This is a genomic window from Streptomyces sp. PSU-S4-23 (assembly GCF_055632315.1).
Map to the genome: position 1 here is coordinate 7,032,517 of NZ_JBVMUU010000002.1, position 19,577 is coordinate 7,052,093.

Annotated in this window: 12 protein-coding genes; 10 read left to right on the forward strand and 2 right to left on the reverse strand. The window is 73.4% G+C overall.

The features are described from left to right. Positions 1–24 precede the first annotated feature (24 nt). From ACZ79I_RS32000 to ACZ79I_RS32015, 4 genes are read left to right on the forward strand one after another with little or no spacing between them, the layout of a single operon-like run. Positions 25–3,978: an alpha/beta fold hydrolase gene (locus ACZ79I_RS32000; protein ID WP_471501976.1), complete on the forward strand. Its 3,954-nt coding sequence runs from the start codon at positions 25–27 to the stop codon at positions 3,976–3,978. Next, positions 3,968–4,942 (forward strand): LnmK family bifunctional acyltransferase/decarboxylase, encoded by a 975-nt coding sequence (locus ACZ79I_RS32005; protein ID WP_471501978.1) that lies wholly within the window; start codon positions 3,968–3,970, stop codon positions 4,940–4,942. The genes ACZ79I_RS32000 and ACZ79I_RS32005 overlap by 11 nt, the downstream gene beginning before the upstream one ends. Then, positions 4,939–5,181, forward strand: coding sequence for a phosphopantetheine-binding protein (locus ACZ79I_RS32010; protein WP_471501980.1), 243 nt, complete (start codon positions 4,939–4,941; stop codon positions 5,179–5,181). The genes ACZ79I_RS32005 and ACZ79I_RS32010 overlap by 4 nt, the downstream gene beginning before the upstream one ends. Continuing rightward, positions 5,178–6,416: a hydroxymethylglutaryl-CoA synthase family protein gene (locus ACZ79I_RS32015; protein WP_471501982.1), complete on the forward strand. Its 1,239-nt coding sequence runs from the start codon at positions 5,178–5,180 to the stop codon at positions 6,414–6,416. The genes ACZ79I_RS32010 and ACZ79I_RS32015 overlap by 4 nt, the downstream gene beginning before the upstream one ends. Here the strand turns inward: ACZ79I_RS32015 and ACZ79I_RS32020 are convergent. Continuing rightward, entirely contained in the window at positions 6,392–6,613 is a 222-nt protein-coding gene (locus ACZ79I_RS32020; RefSeq protein WP_471501984.1) for a ferredoxin, read from the reverse strand. The genes ACZ79I_RS32015 and ACZ79I_RS32020 overlap by 25 nt on opposite strands. A gap of 153 nt (positions 6,614–6,766) precedes the next feature. On the opposite strand from ACZ79I_RS32020, the gene ACZ79I_RS32025 reads away from it, so the two are divergent. The 5 genes from ACZ79I_RS32025 to ACZ79I_RS32045 all read left to right on the forward strand — a co-directional run bounded on the left by ACZ79I_RS32025 (position 6,767) and on the right by ACZ79I_RS32045 (position 17,575). After that, on the forward strand, positions 6,767–7,945 hold the full coding sequence (locus ACZ79I_RS32025) for a cytochrome P450 (RefSeq protein ID WP_471501986.1): 1,179 nt from the start codon (positions 6,767–6,769) through the stop codon (positions 7,943–7,945). Positions 7,946–8,014: 69 nt separating this feature from the next. Beyond that, on the forward strand, positions 8,015–8,899 hold the full coding sequence (locus ACZ79I_RS32030; protein WP_471501988.1) for a DUF6039 family protein: 885 nt from the start codon (positions 8,015–8,017) through the stop codon (positions 8,897–8,899). Between the two features lie 37 nt (positions 8,900–8,936). Next, positions 8,937–9,617, forward strand: coding sequence for a Crp/Fnr family transcriptional regulator (locus ACZ79I_RS32035; RefSeq protein WP_471501990.1), 681 nt, complete (start codon positions 8,937–8,939; stop codon positions 9,615–9,617). Positions 9,618–9,632: 15 nt separating this feature from the next. After that, positions 9,633–16,802, forward strand: a complete 7,170-nt coding sequence (locus ACZ79I_RS32040) for an amino acid adenylation domain-containing protein (RefSeq protein WP_471501992.1) — start codon at positions 9,633–9,635, stop codon at positions 16,800–16,802. Beyond that, complete coding sequence (locus tag ACZ79I_RS32045) at positions 16,799–17,575, forward strand: thioesterase II family protein (protein ID WP_471501994.1); 777 nt, start codon at positions 16,799–16,801, stop codon at positions 17,573–17,575. The genes ACZ79I_RS32040 and ACZ79I_RS32045 overlap by 4 nt, the downstream gene beginning before the upstream one ends. Here ACZ79I_RS32045 and ACZ79I_RS32050 read toward each other — a convergent pair. After that, positions 17,482–18,255 (reverse strand): 4'-phosphopantetheinyl transferase family protein, encoded by a 774-nt coding sequence (locus tag ACZ79I_RS32050; protein WP_471501996.1) that lies wholly within the window; start codon positions 18,253–18,255, stop codon positions 17,482–17,484. The genes ACZ79I_RS32045 and ACZ79I_RS32050 overlap by 94 nt on opposite strands. Before the next feature lie 86 nt (positions 18,256–18,341). Here ACZ79I_RS32050 and ACZ79I_RS32055 point away from each other — a divergent pair, with 86 nt between their 5' ends. Further along, entirely contained in the window at positions 18,342–19,577 is a 1,236-nt protein-coding gene (locus ACZ79I_RS32055; RefSeq protein WP_471501998.1) for a hydroxymethylglutaryl-CoA synthase family protein, read from the forward strand.

The following is a 19,577-nucleotide window of genomic DNA, read 5'->3' on the forward strand; positions in this document are numbered from 1 at the left end:
AGCGTCGGGACGTGGAGGTGGCCGATGATGCCGACGGAACTGACCACCCTGGTCCGTGACCGGCTCGCCGAGGTGATCGGTGTGCCCGCCCAGGACATCGCCGATGGCGTGCCGTTCGACGACCTCGGGGTCGACTCCATCCTGCGGATGGAACTGGTCAGGTCCCTCAGCCAGGACCTGGGGGTCGAACTGCAGGCGGCCGAGGCGTACGACCACGACACCGTGACCTTGCTGGCGAAGCTGTTCGGCGAGGCGGTCGCGGCCCGGACCGCCGGAGCCGGGGGCTTCGGCCTGGCCGGGGGAGCCGAGGATGCGGGCGGGGCCGGTGGCTTCGGCGGGGCCGGGAGTGTCGTGGGGGCCGGTGGGGCTGCGGTGGGGCCTGGGAGCGTCGGCGGGGCCGGGAATGTCGCGGAGGCCGGTGGGGCTGCGGTGGCCGGTGGGCCTGGGAGCGTCGGCGGGGCCGGGAGTGTCGCGGAGGCGGGCGGGGCCGGTGGCTTCGGCGGGGCCGGGAGTGTCGTGGGGGCCGGTGGGGCCGGGCGCGTTGAGGAGGCCGGTGGGGCTGGGGAGGCCGGTGGGGTGGCGGAGGCGGAGCCGTCGGTCGTCGCGGCCGTGGGCGGGCCGGGCCCGGACCTCGCGGGGGAACTGGCCGCGCTGGCCGCCGAGATCACCGGGCGGCCCTTCGACCGGGACACCGGATTCGCCGACAACGGGCTGACCTCGTTCGACATGCTCCGGATGATCAGCAGGCTGGAGCAGCGGCTGGGATCGCTGCCCAAGACACTGCTCTTCGACCGGGCGACGGTCGACGCGCTGGCCGCGCACCTGGCCGACCGGCACGGCCTGCATGCGCTCGGTGCGACGGAGGACGCCCCCGCGAACGACGGGGCGCGGCGGCTGCCGGCCCCGGCCGGCCCGGCCGCGGACGGCGAGCCGGCAGTCCTCGTCAAACGCGACCTCGGCGCCCGGCCCGAACTGGGCGCCGTCCTGGACGACCTGCACGCGCGACACGCGATGGAGAGCGGCCTCGCCGGACGCGACATCGCGCCGCTGGCGTTCCTCGGCTCCGGCCGGTCGGCCTACTTCAACTTCTCGGAGCGGAACGGCAACCTCCTCGCCTGGAGTTATGTCGGACGTGACGAGGACTTCGCGGCCCTCGCCGGCGAGTACGTGGCCTACGCGCGCAGCAACGGCCTCAAGGCGAACTTCCTCGCCCTGATCCCGCTGGCGGAGGCCGGCGGCGTTCCGCTGACGGCGACTCCGTTCGGCGCCGTGCAACGGCTGGAGGACCTGGGCTCGTTCAGCCTCGCGGGCGGGTCCATGTCGAGGCTGCGCTATCTGGTCCGGCGAGCCGAACGGCTGGGGACGTGGCGCACGGCCGAGTACCGCAGCGGCAGCGACCCGGCCACCGACGAGCGGATCGCGTCCATGATCGACGCGTGGGCCGGCGGCAAGCAGATGACCAATCCGTATGTGTCGGTGGTCAAGGAGGAGATCCGCGCCGGACGACTGGCCGCGCGCTACCGGCCCTTCCTGACCTACCTCGACGACGAACTGCTCAACGTCGTGATCGTCACCGATCTGCCCGCCGCCAACGGCTATCTGCTGGACCTGGAGTTCTACCCGCCCGACATGCCGCTGGGCGGCCTCGACCTGGCGATCGTACGCATCATCGAGCAGCTGGTCGCCGAGGGGTGCGACACCTTCAGCTTCGGGGCGAGCTTCGGGGTGAGCATCGCCGATTCGCCGACGAGCGAGCCCGAGGTCGAGAGGGGACTGGCGGAACTGCACTCGGCCGGGATCTTCGGCGAGGGCAACTTCCGGTTCAAGAACAAGTTCCGGCCGGTCAACATCCCCGTCTACCTGTGCCGTCCGGCCGACGAGGACCGCACATCGGTCTCGGAGGTGATCCTCATGATCGCCGACCCCCGCTTCGCCCCCGCCGTGGCCCCGGCCCCGGCCCCGGAGCCCCGGCGGACACCGGCCCCGGCGGCGGGTCCCGTACCGGACGGCCCGGAGGCCCCGGCGGCCGGTCCCGTACCGGACGCCCCGGAGGCCCCGCCGCCGGGCACCGCGGCGGCCCGGGTGCCGGACACCCCGGCGGACCGTCTCGCGGTCCTCACCGCCCACCACTTCAACACCGCTCTCCTCCCCGCCGGCTGCCCCGGCCTCGACCTGTCCGCCGAGACCTGGTGGTACCCCGGGGACGGCGCGCCCGCGCGCCGGATGACGGAGCTCGCCGCGCTCGCCGGGACCGCCCCCGCGGAGCCGGTCCCGGACTGGATCCCGCAGCCGCACCTCACGCTGTTCGCCTCCCGTTCCGCCGCCCTGGCCGCGCTGGGCCGCTGCCTGCCGGCGCGGGGGACCGAGCCGTACCTCCTGGTCCGTCCCGCCTCCGGTGGCCGGCCGGCCGGAGCGGAGGGGGCCGCCGCGGACTCCCCGGGCACCGTGCCGGTGCTGGACGCCACCCGGGTGCTGGAGCATGCGGCAGCTGCGGGCACCGGCGACGTGCGGAAGGCCGTCACCGCGGCCCTCGCGCCCGCCGACCTTGTGCTGCTGGACCTGACGGCGGAGCACGGCGTCCCGTACGGCGCCCTGCTCGCGACCCGCGACGACCGGCTGGCGGCCGGGATCGAGGAGCAGGTGCTGCTGTACGGCGAGGGCCTGAGCCTGGGCGCGCGCCGGACGGCCCGCGCGGCGCTGGCGGACCTGGAGACCTCCGCCGTGCGCGTCGCGGAGCGCACCGCCGCGGTGCGCCGTCTCGGGCAGCGGCTGGCCGAGGCCGGTCTGCCGGTCGTCCGCCCCGGCCCCCGCCACCAGGTCGTCCTCGACCTGGGGAAGCTGCCCCCGTTCTCCGGCCACGACCACCGGGTCGTCTCCGCGCTCGCCTGGATCTACCAGGAGGCGGGCGTCCGGGCGGGCCCGGTCACGGACGACGGCGCCGACCGCCTCGTACGGTTCGCGGTGCCGCCGGGGCTGCCCTCCGAACGGCTCGGCGCGGCGGCCGACGCGCTGGCCGCGCTGGCCGGAGCCCGGGAGGTGCCGGACCTGATGGCGGTGGACGGCGGCGCCGGGTTCCACCCCCGCCGCGATGTGCCCGAGGACATCCAGCGGGAACTGGAGGAGGGGTACGCGCCGGGCGACGACAACGGGGCAGTGCTCCGTGAACGGCGGCCGGACGTCCGGCGCGAGCTGCTGCGGATCGGCGACGCCGACGTCGAGGTGTTCACCGCGGGCTCGGGACCCGTGCTGCTGCTGATGCCGCCGTTCAACATCGGTGCCGGGGTGTTCGCGGAACAGTTCGCCGCGTTCGCCGACCGGTACACCGTCCTGTGTGTCCACCACCCGGGCGTCGGGGCGTCCACGGCGGGCGGCGAACTGAGCCTCGCGACCATGGCCCGCACAGGCCGGGCGGCGGCGCGCCGACTGGGGGCCGAGGGGCCGGTGCATGTCGCCGGGGCGTCGTTCGGCGGTCTGACCGCCCTCACCTTCGCCCTCGAACACCCCGCGGACACCGCGTCCCTGACCCTGATCGGCAGTTCCGACACCCTCGGCAACCGGGAGGGCGAGATCAACCGTCTCGACGCGGTCGCCGAGCGGGACCTGTCGTACGCGGCCCAGGGCAGCGGCTCCCGCCGGCTGCGCCGCGAACGCGAGCGGCACCGGAGCCTCCTGCTGCGCTGCGAGAGCATGGACCCCTACTGCGGGCTGCGCTATCTCGACGTGTTCGCCGCCAGGCCCGACCTCGGGCCGCGGCTCGCGGAGATCCGGGTGCCGGTCCAGATCGTGCACGGACGCTGGGACACGGTCGTCCCCGTCGCGACCGGGCGCCGGCTGCACGCGGCGATCCCGGGCTCCCGCTTCCACGAGATCCGCGACGCCGGCCACTTCCCGACCGTGACCTGCGCGAAGTCCCTGAACGCGGTCCTGTCCGGATTCCTCACCGTCGTCGGGCGGGGAGGTGGCGCGGATGAAGGATGAGACGCGGACGGCACCGCCGCCGGGCTGGACGCCACCACACGTCCTGGACCGCAGCACCATGAGCCGGACGGTGACCGTCACGCCGGGCATGTGCGGCCCCGGCCTGTTCGTCGGGCAACTGGGCGACTGGACCTGGGAGACGGTGAGCGCGCTGTGCGAGGTCGATGTGTTCGCCGCACGCAACCGCCGGGGCGAGCCGGCCTATCTGTCGTTCTACTACTTCCGGATCCGGGCCGGCCGCCGCTTCCACATCGGCGCGCTGGCCTTCGGCGACCGCCTCCGGGTGACGTCCGGCCTGTTCGACTTCGGGAGCGAGTCGGTGCTGGCACTGCACACCGTGCGCAGGGAGAACGGCACCGCCCCCGTGGACGGCCCGCTCGACCCGGAGGAGTTCTACACGGGCGAGGACGAGGACTGCCTGTACGTCGAGAACTTCAACCGCTGGATCAGCCGCGGCCGTTCCGGCAGCAACGAGGACCTCGTACGCGCCTCGCCCCCCGACTTCCGCCACGCCGGCCTGCCCCGGCTGCCGGCGGTCCACTCGCCGCGCGCCGCCTACGAGAACGCCAGGACCCACCGGACCTTCCTCGACGGCGCGCCCCCGGGGCGGGTGCCGACGGGGGCGACCCGGCTGAGGTACGCGGTCGACGTGACCCGCGACATCAACGGTGTCGGGCTGCTGTACTTCGCCGCCTACTTCTCCATCGCCGACTGGGCGTTGCTGCGCCACTGGCGGCGCCTGGGCCGAGGCGTCGGGGAGTTCATGCGCCGGACCGTGCTGGACCAGCGGATGTGCTACCTCGGCAACGCCGACCCGGAGACCGAGCTGGCCATCGAGGTCACCGGCTGGGCCAGACCGGACGAGCCGCGGGACGAGATCGTGACCGTGGTCCTGGAGAACACCGGCACGGGGCAGACCATCGCGGTCAGCACCCTGCACGTCCTGGCGGGGGGAGCACGGTGACCAGGGACGAGATCGAGCGGCTCGTGCACGAGTCGATCAACGACATCCTGCCGTCAGTGGAGCCCGCCCAAATCACGGCCGCGGCGCATCTGCGGGACCTGGGCGCAGACTCGGTGGACCGCGTGGAGATCATCATCTCCCTGCTCGACCGGCTCGGCCTCGACCAGCCGATGGCGGCGTTCAGCGACATCCCGGACATCGGCGCGCTCGTCGACTTTCTCTGGAGGGTGAGGCAGTGATCGGCATCGAGGCGATGAACGTCTACTGCGGCCCCGCCCGGATCCGTGTGCCGGTCCTGTTCGAGGGCCGGGGGCTGGACACCGGGCGGCTCGGCAATCTGATGATGGACGAACGCGCGGTGAACCTGCCGATCGAGGACCCGGTGACCAACGCGGTCAACGCCGCGGCCCCCCTCGTCCGGCGGCTCGACGACGAGAGCAGGGCGCGGATCAGCCTGCTGATCGTGTCCACGGAGTCGGGCGTCGACTACAGCAAGTCCGTGACGTCGTACGTGCACAAGTACCTGGGACTGAGCCGCAACTGCCGGATGGTCGAGGTCAAACAGGCGTGCTACGCCGCCACCGCCGCGCTCCAGCTGTGCGCGGGCTATCTCGCCTCGGCCGCCTCACCCGGCGACAAGGCACTCGTCATCGGCAGCGACGTGGCGCTGGTCGACGGCCGCGCCCAGTACGCGGAACCCGCCACGGGCGCGGGCGCCGCGGCCCTGCTGATCGGCGGCGACCCGCGGATCCTCCGGCTGGACCTCGGCGCGTTCGGCACCTACGGCTATGAGACGCTCGACTCGGCGCGCCCCGGCCCGGAGTTCGACATCGCCGACTCGGACCGCTCCCTGTTCACCTACCTCGACTGCCTGGCCAACTCCTACCGGGACTACGCCGCCAAGGTGGAGGCGGTGGACCTGCGCAAGACGTTCGACCACCTGGCGATGCACACCCCGTTCGCGGGCATGGTCCGGGCCGCCCACCGCAAGCTGATGCGCGATCACACCGACGCCGCCGCACGGGAGATCGCCGAGGACTTCGAACGCCGGGTGGTCCCCTCCCTCCACTATCCGCGGCAGGTGGGCAACCTCTGCTCGGCCTCCGTCTACCTGGCCCTGTGCAGCCTCATCGACCGGGCGGCGGACACCGCGGGCGCGCGGGTCGGGCTGTTCTCGTACGGCTCCGGCTGCGCCTCCGAGTTCTTCAGCGGGGTCATCGCGCCGGGCGCGGCGGCCGAACTCGCCGGACTGCGGATCGGGGCCCGGCTGCGCGAGCGGACGGAACTGACCTTCGCCCAGTACGAGGCGCTCCTCACCGAGAACATCCGGTGTCTGACGCCCGTGGCCGACCGTGCGACGGACGTCGGCCGCTACGCTCCGCTCGCCCGCCGGGCGCGGGGCGGGGAGCCGATGCTGGTCTTCACCGGCACCAAGGGCTACCACCGGGGCTACGACTGGCTCGCGGACGACTGAGCGTCCTCCTCGTCCAGGACGATGGCCTGGGCCGGGCACATCGTGACCGCCTCGTACACCCGGTCCGCCAGCTCCTCGGGCGGGCCGGCTTCGAGGAGTACCACGAAGCCGTCCTCGTCCTGGTCGAACACCTCCGGCGCCGCCCATGCGCAGCGACCCGCCCCGATGCAGCTCTCGTGGTCCACCTCAATACGCATGCCGCAAGGCTAGGCAGCCGCAGGGGCCCGCCGCTGAACAGAATTGAGCACGTTTTCGGTCTTCGAGCGAAATGCTCAATCTTGAGTGGTGGCGGATTTCCGGCCAGGCCAGGCTGCGCTCTGTCCCGGATTTCTGGAAGAGGTGACGCGGCTGTGCCGGATTCCTACCCGATGGAACGCACCTGCCCCTTCGATCCCGCGCCGGGGCTCGCGGAACTGCGTCGCCGGCCGTCGATCTCCAAGGTCCGGCTGGACTTCGACGGCAGCATGGTCTGGCTGATCACCAAGTACGAGGACGCCTGCACCGTGCTGCGCGACACCCGGTTCAGCTCGGACTTCACCCGGCCCGGGTTCCCCGCCCGGCTGACCTCCCGGCCGCCCGGGCCGGGGACGTTCATCAGGATGGACCCGCCGGACCAGACCAGGCTGCGCGGGCTGCTGGTTCCGGAGTTCAAGCTCAGGCGGGTCCAGGAGCTGCGCCCGACGATCCAGCGGGTCGTCGACCGGCTGCTCGACGAGATGACCGAGAAGGGCTCGCCGGCCGATCTGATCGAGTCGTTCGCCCTGCCGCTGCCCTTCGTGATCATCACGGAACTGCTCGGTGTGCCGGATGAACACAGGGAGTTCTTCTACGAGACCACCAACATGATCGGCGATCAGAACATCAGCACCACCGAGCGCATGGCGGTACGGACCAGACTCAGGTCCTTCCTGGAAGAACTCGTCAGCAGCAAGGAGGCCCGTCCCACCGGGGACCTCCTCAGCCGGATTCTGGAGCGCCGCGAAGGGGCCGGTGTCAGCCGCGAGGAGGTCATCGGCATCGCCACGCTCCTGATGGTCGCCGGCTACGAGACCGTGGCCAGTCAGATCGGCGTCAGCGCGCTCGTGCTGCTGCAGCATCCGGAGCAGCTCGCCGAACTGAGGGCGGACCCCTCCCTGATGGACGGAGCGATCGAGGAGTTCGTGCGCCACCAGACCGTCACCGACTACGGCGCCCGCCGCGTGGCCACCGAGGACGTCACCGTCGGGGGCCGGCTGATCAGGGCGGGCGAGGGAGTCCTCGTGGTCCTGGCGTCCGCGAACCGTGACGAGTCGGTGTTCCCCGACCCGGACCGGTGGGACATGCGCCGGGGGGCACGCGAGCACCTCGGCTTCGGTTTCGGTCCGCACCAGTGCCCGGGCCAGCTGCTGGCACGGGCCCAACTGGAGATCGCGCTCAACACCTTGTTCCGAAGGCTGCCCGGCCTGAAAGTGGCCACGCCGATCGAGGAGGTGCCCTTCCGTGGAGACATGTTCGTCTACGGCGTCCACCGGCTTCCCGTTACGTGGTGACGATCGCACCGGGTCGGTTCCTGCCAGGTCTGTCCTCAAGGCAACGATGTACGGAATGGAGTGAGCACCGTGTCGCTAGCACCCCAGAGCCAGGACCCGACAGGCCGCACCGCACTGCACCAGGCGGCGGCCGCGGACGGTGACGTGCTGCAGTCCGCCAACGCGGGCGTCGTCGTCGAACGCACGGCGGTGATCGCCGCCGGGCTCGCCACCGAGGCGCATCTGTTCGCGCGCCAGCTCACCGAGGCAGTCAACAAGGGGAATCCGGGGACGGCGACCGCGTTCGTCTACGACGAGGTGTTCGGTGTCCAGGGGCGGCTGCACTGGATGGTGCACCTGCGCTCGATGGGCGAGTACGAGCAGATCATGCAGACCGCCGCGACCGGTCCCGAGCCGTGGAGCCGGCTGTTCGTGCCCGGCAGCGTCAAGGACCGGGTCATGCTGCCGCAGTTCTGGGGCATGTACAACACCAGCACGGACGCCGATCTGGAGAAGCAGAGCGCCGTGTTCCAGGGGACCGAGCGCATCACCGGCCTGCCCCCCGCCTACCAGCAGACCTCGATCCCGGTCGACCGGCTGCTCAACTCCGCCAACTGCGGTGTGCTGATCCACCGCACCGGCGTGCTCGACTACGACCTGCGTTCGGAGGGGCGGCAGTTCGCCCGCCAGGTCGCCGAGTCGATCAACACCCATGTCGGCGAGGACGTGTCGGTGTTCGTGTACGAGGGTGCCTTCGGGCCCGCCGACCACCTGCACTGGCTGATCCACATGCGGTCGATGGACGCGTACTTCCGGCTGCTGGAGATGCACGTACGCAACGAGGACGTCAGAGACCTGTACTTCCGTGAGCTGATCGCACCCGAGAAGGGCGGCGGCACCTGGGCGCGGATGTTCCTGCCGGGCAGCCTGGTGGACACCGCCATGACGCCGCAGCAGTGGACTTCTGCGGTCTGAGTTCTGCTGTCAACGGGACCGGAAGTACGGGGGATCAATGGCACTGAACGTGGCGGAGCACAAGTGTCTCACCGACCGGATAGGCGCGATCTGTCGCCGTGAGTGTATCGGCGCGACGCCGATCACGGTCAGACGTCGCTGCAACATCTACAACAGCGGGCAGGTCGACTCCCACGTGTACTTCGTGGAGAGCGGCCGGGTGAACCAGATGATGTTCTCCCCGGACGGAAAGGTCTGCCTGCTGTCCGTGCACGGCCCCGACGAGATCTTCGGGGAGAGCTGTCTTCTCGACCCGGAACAGCGGGCGACGGCAAGCGCGATGAAGGACACGGTGCTGCGCAGAGTACCGGCCGAGAGGTTCCTCACCGCCCTGGGCGAGGAGCACCTGCTGGAGGCGTTCATCCGCTACCTGGTCAACCAGATGGTCGAGCAGCAGCAGGTGATCCTCGGGTTCGCCACCATGGACAGCAAGCAGCGCCTGGCCGCGGTACTGCTGCAACTCGGCCGGAAGTTCGGCAGGCGGCATCCGCAGGGACTGTGCATCACCGAGCGGCTCACCCAGGAGGAGCTGTCCGGAATGGTGGGGACGACCCGCTCCCGGGTCGGGTTCTTCCTCAAGACCTTCGGTGCGGTCGGTCTGGTGAAGCTCGACCGGAGCGGTTTCCTCGTCGTCGACGAGAAGCGGCTGACGGACTACGTGGGCATGGCAGCCTGTTGAATGGAGGGGACGTCGGTGCCGCACGTACACACATCGGCCGACGGTGACACGGCCGCCGCGATCACGGCCGGGATCATCGCGATCCTTGAGGAACTCACCGACCGGACCGGCATCGAGGACACCGATGCGCTGCGGAGCGTCGGCCTGAGTTCCATCATGGCGGCCCGGCTGCTCCTGGAGATCCACGCCAGGTACGGCTTCGACCTGCCGCTCGACCGCTTCGACCCGTCGGTCACCGTGGCCGGGCTGGCCACCGCGGTGGCCCGGGGGACCGGGGAGCAGACCGGCCCGACCGGCCCGCCCGCCGCAACCGGACCCCTCGACGGGCCGGCCCGTCCCGTGACGGCGGAGGAGGACGGCGACTTTCCGCTCACGCCCGTGCAGCAGTCCTATGTGGTCGGCAAACACCGGGAGCTGAGCCCGGACGCCGTCGGCTGCCACCACTACCGGGAGCTCACGCTCACGGACGCCGACGCCGCCCGGCTGCGGGACGCCTGGGAGGCGGTGCTCGGTCACCACGAGATGCTGCGCGTAGTGGTGACCGGCAGCCGGCAGCGGATCGCCGCCGCCGGTGCCCTGGCGTGGGACATCCCGGCGCACGACCTGAGGTCCGCGTCCCCCGCGGACTTCGACGCCCACGTGGCGTCGGTGCGCGCGCGGATGTCCCACCACTGCTATCCGGCCGACGCGGCACCGCTGTTCGCACTCGAGGTGTCCCATGGACCGGGCGGGCGGGACGTCGTGCACTTCAGCGTCGACGGCCTGGTGACCGACGGCTACGGCCTCGAACTGCTGCTCGACCACTGGGGGGTGCGCTACCGCGACCCGGACGCGGTCCTGCCCACCGCCGCGACCGGTGCCCGCGCCTGCGTCCGGGCGACGGTGGAACACCGCGGGACACCGCGGTTCGCGGCGGACCTCGGCCACTGGACGGACCGCCTGCGGGACGCCCCCGGGGCGCCCGGCATCCTGCTGCCGGACCCCCCGCCGCCCGGGGACGGCCTGGCCTGCCACTGCCGGGAGCCCTACGAGGCGGTGCTCACAGCAGGGCAGTGGCAGGCCCTGCGGGAGCGGGCCACCACCTGGGGGGTGTCGCCGACGTCGCTGGTGCTGACCGTCTTCGGTGAAGCCCTCCACCGCGCGGGCGCCGGGGAGGAGTTCCTCCTCGTGCTGACCACGAGCGACCGGATCCGCCTGCCCGCGGACACCGGCGGGCTGGTGGCACCGCTCACCTCGACCATGCTGCTGCCGGTGCGGCCCGAGCCCGGCCGTCCGCTCGCGGAACCGGCCGTGCGCACGCACCGGGAGCTGTGGCAGGGGCTCGCGCACTCCTCGGTGTCCGGGATCGAGGTGCTCAGGGCGTCCGGCACCCGGGGACCGGGCGCAGGACGGCCACTGCCGGTCGTCTTCACCAGCATGCTCGACCTGAGGCCGCCGCGGCACGCCGACGGGTTCGGCGGGCTGGTCTCCTACGCGGTCAGCCAGACCTCGGGCGTCGCCCTCGACCACCAGATGTGGGAAGAGGACGGCACGCTCCGGGTGCGCTGGGACCTGGCGCCGGAACTCTTCCCGCCGGGCCGGCCCGCGACCTTGTTCGCGGACTTCGTCAACGCCCTGGTGGCGACGGCCGCGGCGGAGGAGGGCGAGGAACGGCCCCTCAACGACCTGCAGCAGGGCTATCTCGTGGACCGGCTCGCCGGTACCGGGGACGGCTGCCAGGTCCATCAGAGCCTCCCGCTCGGCACGTTCGACCCGGAGCGGCTGGAGACCGCCTGGCTGCGGCTCGTCCAGGCATGGGAGCCGCTGCGCACGGAGGTGACGCCCGGCGGACGGCTCCGGGTGCGCCCGTCCGCGCCCGGGCGCTGGCGCATTCCGGTCCTCCCGTCCGCCGTCGCCGAGCGGCTGCCCGCGGAGATGACCCGGCGGCCGTTCCGGCCCGGCCGGTGGCCCCTGTGGGACGTGCGCGTGACCGCCGACGAGCCCGGCGGCCCGGCCCTCGTGCACCTGGCGGTCGACCTGCTGGCCGCCGACGGGCTGAGCATCCAGCTCATCGGCCGCGCCCTGCTGCGTGCACTGGACGGCGGCGAACCACCGCCCGCTGCCGTGCCCCTCGCCCCGGCGGGGCGCACGGCGGGCGGCCCCGACGCCGAGGAGCACTGGGCCAAGCGCGCCGGCGCCCTTCCGCCGGGGCCCCGGCTGTCCCACGGCACCGGGCCGCGGACCCGTCTGGAGGGCGTCCGCACGGGGTGGCGCGCCGCCGCCGCGGCCCTGCGCGAGGACGGGCTGCGGGCCGACCCGGTGCTGCTCGCCGCGCTCACGGACGCCCTCACCGGGCTGGTGCCCCAGCCGTACGGGCTGGAGGTGGTCCGCTGGCCGCGGGCGCCGCGGCCGGCCGAGCGCACCGCGCTGAGCTGGCTGGCGGCCAAACCTCAACTGCCGCCCGCCGAACGGGCCGCGCACTATCAGCGCCTCCTGGACGAGGACGCCGCCGCGGACGGCGCGTCCGGGCTCGCCGCCGTGCGGGCGGCCGCCCGCGGCGGCACCCCACCCGCCTTCCCGGTGGTCTACACGAGCGCCTACGACCTGTCCGCCGCACCGCTGCCCGCGGGCCACCGGCCCGGGCCCGGACTGACCTGCACGCCGGGAGTGGCCCTCGACTGCATCGTGACCATCGACGGCGACGGGCTGCACTACTGCTGGGACGTCGCCCCCGGTGCCTTCGGCGCCGAAGCCCTCCGGGCGGCCTTCGCCCGCTTCGGGGACCTCGTCACCCGCATCGGCGACGCGGAGCAGAACGGCACCGGGACGCTCCACCCGGTCGTGCGCCAGGCCAACGACACCGCGGTCGACTTCCCCGCGGAGGGCCCCGTGCACCGCCTGTTCGAGGAGCAGGCGCGCGCCCGGCCCCGGGCGGAGGCGGTGCGCTGGGCCGGCGGAGCGCCCGTGACGTACGGGGAGCTGAACCGGCGGGCGAACAGGATCGCCTGGCGGCTGCGCGACCTGGGCGTCGGCCCTGGCCGGGTGGTGGGCATCAGCCTGCCCAGGACCCCCGACATGATCGCCGCCGTCTTCGGCGTGCTCAAGGCCGGCGGAACGTATCTGCCCCTGGAGCCGCACCTGCCCCCCGAGCGCGCCTCCGCGATGCTCGCCGACGCGGCCGCCGGTATCGTCCTGGTCGCCGGCGACGGCCCCCACCGGCTCCCGGCGGAGCACGCGCCCACGACGGTGGACGTGCGGGCGCTGGCCCACGACATCCGCGAGACCGCCGACCCCCCGGCCCACGCCACACCCTCCGACCTCGCGTACGTCATCTTCACCTCCGGCAGCAGCGGCCGTCCCAAGGGCGTCGCGGTGGCCCACCGGGCCGTCCACAACCTCCTCAACTGGTGCTACCGGACCTGGGACTTCGCCCCCGGTGACCTGGGCATGTGCGTGACCTCACTCGGATTCGACCTGTCGGTCTTCGACATCCTCGGGCTGCTCGGACGCGGCGCCGCGCTCTACCTCGCCGACGAGGCGCAGCAGCACGATCCCGGATTGCTGCTGCGTGCCCTGGTCGAGGAGCCGGTGACCTTCTGGAACTCCGCCCCGACCACACTCGCCCAACTGGCGCCCCGGCTCCCGGGCTACTCGGGCCATCCCGGGACCGGACGCCTCCGGCTGGTGTTCCTGAGCGGGGACTACACACCCCTGACCCTGCCCGACGAGGTGCGGGCGGTGTTCCCCGAGGCCCGCGTCGTCAGCCTCGGCGGGGCGACGGAGGCGACGGTCTGGTCGAACTACTTCCCCGTCGACGAGGTCGATCCGCAGTGGCGGAGCATCCCGTACGGCAAGCCCATCGACAACTCCCGCTACTACGTGCTCGACGAACGGCTGCGGCCGTGCCCGCCCGGAACCGAGGGCGACCTGTTCATCGCCGGGGAGTGCCTCAGCGAGGGCTACTACCGGCGGCCCGAACTCACCGCCGAGCGGTTCGTGCGGGATCCGTTCGCCGGCCGCGACGGAGAGCGGATGTACCGGACCGGCGACCGGGCCGCCCACCGGCCGGACGGGAACCTGGTCTTCCTCGGCAGGTCCGACAGCCAGGTCAAGATCCGGGGCTTCCGGGTGGAGCTGGAGGAGATCGAGCACCGGCTGCGCAGGCATCCGGACGTCAAGGACGCGGTCGTGCTGGTGCGGCACCAGAACGGCGACACCAAGCTGGCCGCGCATGTGATCCCCGCGGGCGAGCGGACCCCGGCGGTCCGCGAGCTGCGCGCCTTCGCGGCGCAGGCGCTGCCGGACTACATGGTGCCCAACATCGTCGAATACCTCGCGGAGTTCCCCGCCACGGCCAACGGCAAGCTCGACCGCGCCGCGCTCGCCCGGGGCCCGCGGGAGGCACCGCAGAAGCCCCGGGCGCTACGGGCGGAGGACATCGCCGCCGTGTTCGCCGGGCTGCTGGGGCTGCCCGGACTCGATCCGGCCGCGGACCTCTGGGACAGCGGTGCCACCTCTTTCACGATGGTGCAGGCATCCGCCGTGATCGAGGAACGCTACGGCCGGCGGCTGGAGGTGGCGGTCCTGCTCACCGAGGCCACCGCGGAATCGATCGCCCGGCACCTGACCACGCACTCCACCACACCTGTCGCACCCGCGCCGGGGGCGCTCGCCGCGACCGGGGTGGTCGCCGCGCCTGCCGCGCCGGCCGGCTCTGCTGGACCTGCGGCGCCCGTCCCGCCGGTCGCGCCTGCGGCGCCTGCCGGGCCCAGGGCACCTGCGGCGCCTGCCGTGTATGGGTCGGTCGCCGCGCCCGAGGTGCCTGCCGCGCCTGCCGTGCCTGTGGCGCCTGTCGCGCCTGTCGTGCCTGCCGTGCCTGCGGCGCCCGTCCCGCCTGTCGGGCCCCCGGCAGTCGTCGCGCCGGTCGCGCCGGTGGCGTCTGTGGCGTCTGTGGCGCCTGCCGTGCCTGCCGTGCCTGCCGTGCCTGTGGCGCCTGTCGCGCACGGGGCGGTCGCCGGGTCTGCCGTGCCGGTCGGCCCTGCTGGACCTGCGGCGCCGCTCCCGCCTGCCGGGCCTGCCGGGCCTGTCGGGCCCGAGGTGTTCGCCGGGCCCGCCTTCGGAGGTGCGGGCACGGCACAGGTGCGGGTTGACTTCTTCTCCCCGGAGGACCGGGAGCGCTTCAAGGCCGCCGGGCATGCCGTGCGCCCCGCTGCCGCGCGCGGCGTGCTGCCGCTCCAGCCGGTCCGGTTCGCCGCCGAGACCTACGACTGGCGCGCCACGCAGCGGGAGTTCGGCACCGGGCCGGTGCCCTCCGAGTCCCTGGCCCGGCTGCTCGGCCTGCTGCGCCAGGAGACGGTGGGCCCACGGCCCCGTCACCTGTACCCGTCGGCCGGCGACACCTACGCGGTGCAGGTCTACCTGCGCGTTCGGGACGGCGGCGTCACAGGCGTCGACCCGGGCGTCTACTACTACCGCCCGGACCGCCACGAGCTGGAACTGCTCACCCCGGACCCGGTGTTCGACCGCACGGTGCACGTCTTCTACAACCGGCCGGTGTTCGACCGTGCGGCCTTCGAACTCTTCCTCATCGGGCAGCGCCACGGCATCGCGCCGCTGTACGGCGAGGACGCGGACCTGTACCTGGCCCTGGAGGCCGGCTACATGGGCCAGCTGCTCACCGGCGGCCAGGCCGCCTGCGGCATCGGGCTGTGCCCGATCGGGTCGCTGGACTTCGACCGGATCCGGGACGAGTTCCGGCTGGACACCGGGCACCGGGTCCTGCACTCGTTCCTCGCGGGCGCCCGGGTCGACGATCCCGCCGCGGCCCCCGGCGCGCAGCCGCCCTATCCGGCCACCGCCGACAGCCCGCGGCAGCCGCAGGCCGCGCCCCGGGCAACCGTCCGCCCACCCGCGACGGCCCGGTCCGACGAGCCACGGCAGGCGGACGTCATCGCGGTCCTGGGTGCCGCCGGACGCTTCCCCGGTGCCGACGACCTGTCCGCGTACTGGCGCAACCTGGCCGCCGGGCACATCGCGATCGGACCGCCCCCGCCGGCCCGCCGCGCCGCCCTCGGGAAGGACGCCCCCGACGGCGGCTATCTGCCGGACACCGAAGACTTCGACAGCCTGCTCTTCCACATCTCCCCGGCCGAGGCCCGTACGCTCGACCCGCAGACCAGACTGTCCCTGCAGACCGTCTGGGAGTGCCTGGAGGACGCGGGCCTGACCGCCGCCGCACTGCGTGCCACGGCGCCGCGGATCGGGGTGTTCACCGGCGTCATGTGGCAGGACTACCAGCATGTCGGGGCCGACGCGTGGCGCCTCGGCGGCAGGGCGGAGATCTTCGGCGGCACCTCGGACATCCCGAACCGCGTCTCGCACCACTTCGGGTTCCGCGGGCCGAGCGTGGCGGTCGACACCTCCTGCTCCTCCTCACTGACCGCGCTGCACCAGGCGGTGCGCAGCCTGCGCGCCGGCGAGTGCGACGCGGCCGTGGTCACCGGCGCCAACCTCGTCTCGCACCGCTACCACCTCGACCTGCTCGCGGACGCCGGTCTGCTCCGGCCCCCCGGCGAGCCCGGCGCGTTCTCCGCGGGAGCCTCCGGCTGGGTGCCGGGCGAGGGCATCGGCGCCCTGCTGCTGCAGCGCCGGCCGGCCGCCGGCCCGCCGCCCGGAGCGGGCGGCGTACCGGTGCGCGGGATCGTGGAGACGACCTGGACCGGGCACATCGGCGGGGCCGGACGCTACGGAACGGCGAACAAGGACGCGCTGGCGTCCTCCATGGCCGCCACGCTCGCGGGCGCCGGACTGAGCCCGGGCGACATCGGGTACGTGGAGTGCGCCGCCGCCGGCGCGAGCCTGGCCGACGCCGCCGAGATCACGGCCGTGAGCGAGGTCCTCGGGAACGCCGGGCGCCCCCTGGTCGGCACGGTCAAACCCGGTATCGGTCACCTGGAGGCCGCGGCCGGGATGTCCCAACTGATCAAGGTGCTCCTGCAGTTCGAGCACCGCCGGATCGCGCCCACCATCCGCGCCCGGTCCGTCAGCCCGCTGGCCGGTCTCGACCGGGTCGAGCTCGTGGACACCCTGCGCGGCTGGGATCCGCCCGCGCCCGGCGCCCCGCTGCGCGCCCTGGTCAACGTGACCGGAGCGTCCGGCAGCCTCGGTCACGCGGTGCTGCGGTCCGCACCGGAGGAGCGGTCGTGACCGGCCGGATCTGGACGTCCACCGGGGCCGGGTTCGACGAGGCGCCGATCCGGCTGCTGTGTTTCGCGCACGCCGGCGGCGGATCCCTGTTCTACCGCTCCTGGCGGGGTCCGCTGCTCCCGGAGGTCGGTGTGCTGGCCGCCGTTCTCCCGGGCCGGGAGACCAGGATCCGGGAGCAGCCCCACCGACGGCTGGAGGAACTGCTGCCGCCCCTGTTCGAGGCGCTGCGGCCGTACGCGGACCGGCCGTTCGCGCTGTTCGGGCACAGCCTGGGCGCGATCGTCGCCTACGAGGTCGCCCGGCTGTTCTGCGACAGCCCGGCCGGCCCTCCGATGCGCCTGTTCGTCTCCGGCCGCCGGGCGCCCCAGCTGCCCGCCCGGCACCGGCCCCGCCACACCCTCACCGACGACGACCTCATCAGCCTGCTGACGGGTCTCGGCGGCACCCCGCCCGAGGTGCTGCGACAGCCGGGGACGGCCCGGCTGTTCCTGCCGGCGCTGCGCGCCGACCTCCAGCTCAACGAGACCTACGATCCGGCGCCGGACCGCCCGCCGCTGCCCTGCCCGGTGTCGGCGCTCACCGGCGACGCCGACCCCGAGGTCACTCCGGGGGACATCGCCGCCTGGTCGGCGGTGACCGGCAGGGACTTCCGGATGCACACCTTCAGCGGGGACCACTTCTACCTCAAGTCCGCGCCGCCGCCGGTGGTTTCGGCCATCCGCTCCGACCTCGGGCTGCGGGCGCCGGCGTCCGCGGCCGGCGGCGCGCCGTGATGCACGGGCTCCGGCCGGTGCCCCCGGCCGCCGTCCCACGCCAGCGCGGCGACATGCCGGGACGTCGGCCGCCACTGCTGGAACCGCCACGGCCGCGGGGCATCGGGCAGCCGGGCGCGTAACGGGCCGGGGCCCAGCAGGAATCCGCACGCGTCGAAGGGCAGCCGCAGGCCGAGCCCGCGCGCCTTGGCGTACGCCTCCTTCAGCACCCAGTGCTGGTAGAAGCGGCGCGTCCGCACGCCCGGGGGCAGCGCGGCGAGTTCGGCGCGCTCCTCCGGGCTGAGGACCCGGCGGGCCAGGGCGGTGACGTCGGTGCGGTCGGCGACCGCCTCCACGTCGATGCCGCAGTCCGTTCCGTCCGTCACCACGCACGCCACGAGACCGTCCGTGTGCGAGATGTTGAACCGCATCCCGGCGTACCCGCGCGGCCCGGCGATCTCCGGGCGGCCGTGCGCGGACGCGGCGAACCTCCAGCGCCGGGGCGGAACATCGGGCGCGCACCAGCTCAGCGCCGTACGCAGCAGCCCGTGGGCGGCGACATACTCGCGGCCGTCGCGGGTGCGGCGCGCGGCGGCGGCCCGCTCCTCGGGGGACAGCACGGACAGGTACCCGGCGGGCACCGCGGGCAGGGCGCAGGTCCACACGTGCACGGGGCAGCCGGGCCACCCGCTCGGTGACATCACCGCCCCATCGTCGCCGCCCGGGCCCGCACCGCCTGCTCAATGCTGCGCAGACCCGTACGGTGCCCCGTGGTTACAACAGGTCCGTGGGAACTGGCAGCACAGTCGGCATCGAAGCCATCAACGCGTATGTCGGGCCGGCCAGCGTCGACGTACGGGAACTCTTCGTGGCCCGCGGTCTCGACCTGAGCAGGTTCGACAACCTCATGATGCGGCGCAAGTCCGTCAACCTCCCGTGCGAGGACCCGGTCACCAACGCGGTCAACGCGGCGCGGCCGCTCCTGGCCGACCTGGACGACGACGCACGCGACCGCATCGAACTGCTCGTCGTGGCCACGGAGTCCGGCCTCGACCTGGGCAAGCCCCTCAGCACGTATGTGCACCGGTACCTGGAGCTCGGCAACGCCTGCCGGTCCTTCGAGGTCAAACACGCCTGCTACGGCGGCACCGCCGCGCTGCAGACCGCCGCCGCGCTGACGGCCGCGAGCCCGGTGCCGGGCGCGCTGGCCCTCGTCGTCGCCACCGACGCACCGGGCCCCGCCTCGCGCGGCACCACCTGGGAGCCCGCCGAGGGGGCCGGCGCGGTGGCGATGCTCGTCGGCCGGACCGGGCGGGTGCTGCGGCTCGATCCCGGCGGCAGCGGATTCCACACCTTCGAGGTGATGGACACCGCCCGGCCGCACCCCGACGTCGACGTGGTCAACGCCGACGCGTCGCTGCTGGCGTACATGACGTGCCTGGAGAAGAGCTACGAGGACTACGGCCGCCGCGTGTCGGGCGTCGACCTGCGCACGACCTTCTCGTACCTGCTCATGCACACCCCGTTCCCCGGGATGGTCAAGGGAGGGCACCGCATGCTCATGCGCAAGAGGGCGGGAGCCGGCGCCGAGGACATCGAGCGGGACTTCGCCGAGCGGGTCGCACCCTCGCTGGAGTACTGCGCCGAGACCGGCAACCTGTTCTCCGGGGCGCTGTACCTGGCGCTGTGCTCCCTCCTCGACCACGCCCGCATCGACGGGCCCCGCCGGGCCGGGCTGTTCTCGTACGGCTCCGGCTGCGCCTCGGAGTTCTTCAGCGCGGTGGTGGGGGAGGGATCGGCCGCGCGGCGCGGCATCGGCGAGCAACTGGCCGACCGCTACGCGCTGACGGTGACCGAGCACGACCGGATCACCGGCCTGACCGACGAGCGGGGCTTCGGCACCCGGGACGCCGTCTTCGACCCCCGGCCGTACGCGTCCGCCTACGAGCGGCGGATCGCCGGGCGCGGTCTGCTGGTGCTCGACCGGATCGACGCCTACCACCGCAGCTACCGGTGGAGCTGA

Coding starts and splice junctions, on each gene's coding strand:
- ACZ79I_RS32035 (WP_471501990.1), top strand. CDS start 8,937: ATGGCACTGAACGTGGCGGAGCACAAGTGTCTCACCGACCGGATAGGC.
- ACZ79I_RS32050 (WP_471501996.1), bottom strand. CDS start 18,255: ATGTCACCGAGCGGGTGGCCCGGCTGCCCCGTGCACGTGTGGACCTGC.
- ACZ79I_RS32000 (WP_471501976.1), top strand. CDS start 25: ATGATGCCGACGGAACTGACCACCCTGGTCCGTGACCGGCTCGCCGAG.
- ACZ79I_RS32020 (WP_471501984.1), bottom strand. CDS start 6,613: ATGCGTATTGAGGTGGACCACGAGAGCTGCATCGGGGCGGGTCGCTGC.
- ACZ79I_RS32005 (WP_471501978.1), top strand. CDS start 3,968: ATGAAGGATGAGACGCGGACGGCACCGCCGCCGGGCTGGACGCCACCA.